The 4,908-nt window shown below is 32.4% G+C and carries 6 protein-coding genes; all 6 read right to left on the reverse strand.

Annotated features, from left to right (window positions below; all coding sequences use genetic code 11):
• A partial coding sequence (locus ABID14_RS09955; RefSeq protein WP_354368114.1) for a GTP-binding protein occupies positions 1–188 on the reverse strand: 188 nt, incomplete at its 3' end.
• 17 nt (positions 189–205) lie between these two features.
• Positions 206–2,284 carry an elongation factor G gene (gene fusA, locus ABID14_RS09960; RefSeq protein ID WP_354369597.1) on the reverse strand — a complete coding sequence of 693 codons (2,079 nt, stop codon included), beginning with the start codon at positions 2,282–2,284 and terminating at the stop codon, positions 206–208.
• Between the two features lie 15 nt (positions 2,285–2,299).
• Complete coding sequence (gene rpsG / locus ABID14_RS09965) at positions 2,300–2,770, reverse strand: 30S ribosomal protein S7 (protein ID WP_354369599.1); 471 nt, start codon at positions 2,768–2,770, stop codon at positions 2,300–2,302.
• Between the two features lie 93 nt (positions 2,771–2,863).
• A complete protein-coding gene (gene rpsL, locus ABID14_RS09970; protein WP_354369601.1) occupies positions 2,864–3,277 on the reverse strand; it encodes a 30S ribosomal protein S12 in 414 nt (137 codons plus the stop codon).
• Between the two features lie 292 nt (positions 3,278–3,569).
• Complete coding sequence (locus tag ABID14_RS09975; protein WP_354369603.1) at positions 3,570–4,148, reverse strand: hypothetical protein; 579 nt, start codon at positions 4,146–4,148, stop codon at positions 3,570–3,572.
• 21 nt (positions 4,149–4,169) lie between these two features.
• Positions 4,170–4,757 (reverse strand): hypothetical protein, encoded by a 588-nt coding sequence (locus ABID14_RS09980; protein ID WP_354369605.1) that lies wholly within the window; start codon positions 4,755–4,757, stop codon positions 4,170–4,172.
• Positions 4,758–4,908 lie beyond the last annotated feature (151 nt).

Raw genomic sequence — 4,908 nt, forward strand, 5'->3', positions numbered from 1 at the left:
GTGATTCCTCTTTCTCTTTCTTCTGGTGCTTTATCTATGTTTGCATAGTCTACGAATTCTCCACCACCGAATCTTTTGTTCATTACTAGCGTTATCGCCGCTGTTAATGTTGTTTTACCGTGGTCAACGTGTCCTATTGTTCCTATGTTTACATGGGGTTTATTTCTTTCAAATTTTTCCTTACTCATTTTATTCCTCCTTAAAATTAATTGTTTTTATCTTTATCTCCAACTACTTCTTCTGCAATTGAAGCTGGTACTTCTTCGTAGTGATCGAATTGCATTGAGTATGTTGCTCTACCTTGAGTGTTAGAACGAAGGCTTGTTGCGTAACCAAACATTTCAGCTAATGGCACGTAAGAAGTTATAACTTGAGCTCCTGCTACAAGTTCCATTCCTTCCATTCTTCCACGTCTAGAGTTAATATCTCCAATTACATCTCCCATATATTCTTCTGGAGTTGTAATTTCAACTTTCATCATCGGTTCAAGTAGCACTGGATCAGCTTTTGCTAATGCATCTCTAGTTGCCATAGATCCGGCAATTTTAAATGCCATTTCTGAAGAGTCAACTTCGTGATATGATCCATCATAAAGTGTTACCTTTAAGTCAAGTACTTCATATCCACCAACAACACCTGATTGAAGTGCTTCTTCAATACCTTGTTGTGTAGGTCCAATAAATTCTTTAGGAATTGCTCCCCCAACGATTGCATTTTCAAATACGAAACCTGCACCTTTTTCAAGGGGTTCAATTCTAATTTTAGCGTGACCATATTGTCCACGTCCACCTGATTGACGAGCATATTTAGCTTCACCTTCAGAGGCTTGTCTGATACCTTCTCTATAAGAAACTTGTGGACTACCAATGTTAGCTTCAACTTTGAATTCTCTTAGAAGTCTATCTACGATAATATCTAGGTGAAGTTCTCCCATTCCGGCAATAATTGTTTGTCCAGTTTCTTCATCTGAATATGTTTTGAAAGTTGGATCTTCTTCAGCAAGTTTAGCAAGTGCTACTGCCATCTTGTCTTGAGAAGCTTTTGTTTTAGGTTCTATTGCAACAGAGATTACTGGTTCTGGGAATTCCATGTTTTCAAGAATAACTTGTTCTTTTTCATCACAAAGAGTATCTCCAGTAGATGTGTCTTTTAGACCAACTGCAGCAGCAATTTCTCCTGCATGGATTTCGTCAATTTCTTCTCTTTTGTTAGCGTGCATTTGAAGAACTCTTCCGATTCTTTCACGCTTTCCTTTTGTAGCGTTCATAACATATGAACCAGCTTTTAAAACTCCAGAATAAACTCTAAAGTAAGCAAGTTTACCTACATAAGGGTCAGTTACAATTTTAAAAGCTAATGCAGAGAATGGTTCAGTATCAGAAGGATGTCTTGCAACTTCATTTCCTTCCAGGTCTAGTCCTTTAATTGATTCTACATCAAGTGGTGATGGTAGATAATCAATAATAGCATCTAATAGAAGTTGTACCCCTTTGTTCTTGTATGAAGAACCACAAGTAACTGGAGTCATTTTAACTGAAAGTGTTCCCTTTCTGATAGCTTTTTTAAGAAGTTCTTTATCAATTTCTTCACCTTCAAGATAAGCCATCATCAAGTCTTCATCAAATTCAGAAGCTTTTTCGATTAGATTTTCTCTATATTCATTAGCTAAATCAATATATTCATCAGGAACATCAGTAATTTCAATTTCTTTACCTAGTTCATCTTTATAAATTTCAGCTTTCATTTCAACAAGATCTATCATTCCGACAAAATCATCTTCAGCTCCCATTGGAACTTGAATAGGCACTGGATTACCTTGTAATTTCTTGTCAATTGTTCCAACTGATCTAAAGAAATCAGCACCAGTTACGTCCATCTTGTTAATATGAGCAATTCTTGGTACACCATATTTGTCAGCTTGTCTCCAAACTGTTTCAGATTGTGGTTCAACACCACTTTTGGCGTCAAATAGTGAAACTGCACCATCAAGAACTCTAAGTGATCTTTCTACTTCTACAGTAAAGTCAACGTGTCCCGGAGTATCAATTATATTTAGTCTATAATCTTGCCAGTGAGCTGTTGTAGCAGCAGAAGTAATTGTGATACCTCTTTCTTGTTCTTGTTCCATCCAGTCCATTTGTGCTGCGCCTTCATGAGTTTCTCCTATTTTGTGAATTTTACCTGCATAAAATAGGATACGTTCAGTAGTAGTTGTTTTACCAGCATCAATATGGGCCATAATACCAATATTTCTAACTTTTTCTAATGGTATGTCGCGAGCCATAAATTCCTCCCCTTATTACCATCTATAGTGAGCAAATGCTTTATTAGCTTCTGCTGTTCTATGCATTTCATCTTTTCTCTTAACACTGCCACCAAGACCATTAGATGCATCTAAAATTTCTTTTGCAAGTCTTTGGTCCATAGTTCTCTCTCCTCTGGCTCTTGCATATTTTACAATCCATCTTAGTCCTAGTGTTTGACGTCTTTCAGGTCTAACTTCCATTGGAACTTGGTAAGTAGCTCCACCGATTCTTCTACCTTTAACTTCAAGCACTGGCATTACATTTTCAAGAGCTTTGTAGAAAACTTCAAGTGCGTCTTCTCCTGTTTGTTCTGCAACTACTTCTAAAGCTGTATAAACTATTCTTTGAGCAGTACCTTTTTTACCATCAAGCATAATATTGTTGATAAGTTTAGTGATGACAACATCATTATAAACAGGATCTGCCATAACTTCACGTTTTTGGATATGTCCTTTTCTTGGCATAACTTCCCTCCTTAACTATTTTTTCAGTCGATTCATTGGTACTCAGGTTGAGCCCGTAAGCCAAAAAATCTATAAATTACGTTAAAAATCCAATTATTTCTTAGGTTTTTTAGTACCGTATTTAGATCTTGATTGCATTCTGTCTTGTACTCCTGCAGTATCAAGGGTACCTCTAACAATGTGGTATCTTACCCCTGGTAAGTCCTTTACTCTTCCACCACGAATTAGAACAACACTGTGTTCTTGTAAGTTATGACCAATTCCTGGAATGTAAGCCATTACTTCGTATCCGTTAGTAAGACGTACTCTGGCTACTTTTCTAAGGGCTGAGTTCGGTTTTTTAGGTGTTACTGTTCTTACTGCAACACAAACTCCTCTTTTTTGTGGAGAATTAACTTCTGTTTCAGTCTTTTTAAGAGTGTCATAGTTTACGTCTAGAGCAGGTGATTTTGATTTGGATTCAATTTTCTTTCTACCTTTTCTAACTAATTGGTTGATTGTTGGCATTCTTGCACCTCCTGCCTTTTATTTATATAATATTTGGACAATATTAGAACTACCTTTTATCGGTAGTCCTAATCCATTTCAAATACTCATCAATTTTATCATTACAACTCATTTAAGTCAACAAAAAATTACATAAAATCGCTAAATTCTCTCAAATAATAGACAATTTTTTTAATACTCGCAATTTTTAAGCTAATTTTATCACAAGAAAGTTTTTTGACCTATTTTTATTTGTTCTATTATATTTTAGCAAAAATATAAAAAACGCCAAGCACAAACTCAGCGTTTATTTTTATCGAAATATAAATATGTGTGAATTTACAAAATAATAGGTCGTAAATGCCACATAAATTATAATATATATAGATTCTGTTACTAACAATATCTTTCTGTATTTGTCTTTCTCGGGCATGATATATTCGAAAACTCTTTTAACAGATAAATATGTAATCCACATCAAAAATATTACTGAAATAAATAATCCAAATTTAAATCTATTCTCTGTCAATGTATATATAACATGACCACTCTCAAGTTGCATAAAATAATATATTTCAAATAAAAATCCTACTATAGAAATAACTATAACTTCAACTTTAGTAAACTTAGGGTCATTAGGTAAATATGAATACTTATCAGTCTTCCCCAATAAATATATAACAAGCCTGACAGCTAAAAATAATAAAAAAATTTTAATAAATGATAAATTTAAGCTAAATTCACTTAAAAAAATTATAGATATTGTAAGTATGGTATGAGCGAAAAAATCATAGGATATATCTTGTTTAGTTTTAAAATCTTCTCTTTCGCTTCGGATTCTAATGGGATAAATTACGGCTATAAGTCCATAGATAAATAATATGAAAAACATAAAACTCTCTCCTAAAAATAATCATTTTATATAAAAATTTAAATTTCCAATATTGATTAAGTACTTTAAATTTGTGATTGTATAAATTAAAACAGATATCAATTCACTGGAAATAAAATATTTTTTATATTTTTTATTAATTGTAAAACTTTTCTTTAATATTGTTCTATCCATTAATAACTTAACTATTATAGTTAAAATAGTCGCACAAATTACTGCAAACTTAAACTCAGAAAGTGTATATTTATAGATTGTTATATCTTTACTAATCAAGATATGAGAAATCAATTGACATATTATTGATATGACCGACACTGCTATGAGTTCTACTTTTAATATTTGCGGGTTTTTTATTATATTTTTACCTTTTTTGGTCTGAAAATAAAGTTTAAAAATCGACCATGGTATAAATGTTAATATTACAAATACTACAATTCTCGCAAAATCGAAATATAAATTGTCTTGTAAACCTAATAAAAAAACGTTAATAAATATAAAATAAAACAAAATATTTTCTTCATAATCTGCTTTATTTATAAATCTCATATAAAAAAAATATAATATCAAAAATGCTATTATGAACAATATTAATAATTTTATGTAATTCATGAAGTCCTCCTTTAATATTGTTATATTATTAGGATACCATAATAATAATAATAGGAAAATCGAGTAGGGGCTAACCTGTAGCCCCTCTCACACCACCCGTACGTGCCGTTCGGCATACGGCGGTTCAATATTTCCTTGTATCATATTATAT

This window comes from Peptoniphilus olsenii, from assembly GCF_040545475.1.
Taxonomy (GTDB): Bacteria; Bacillota; Clostridia; order Tissierellales; family Peptoniphilaceae; genus Peptoniphilus_A; species Peptoniphilus_A olsenii.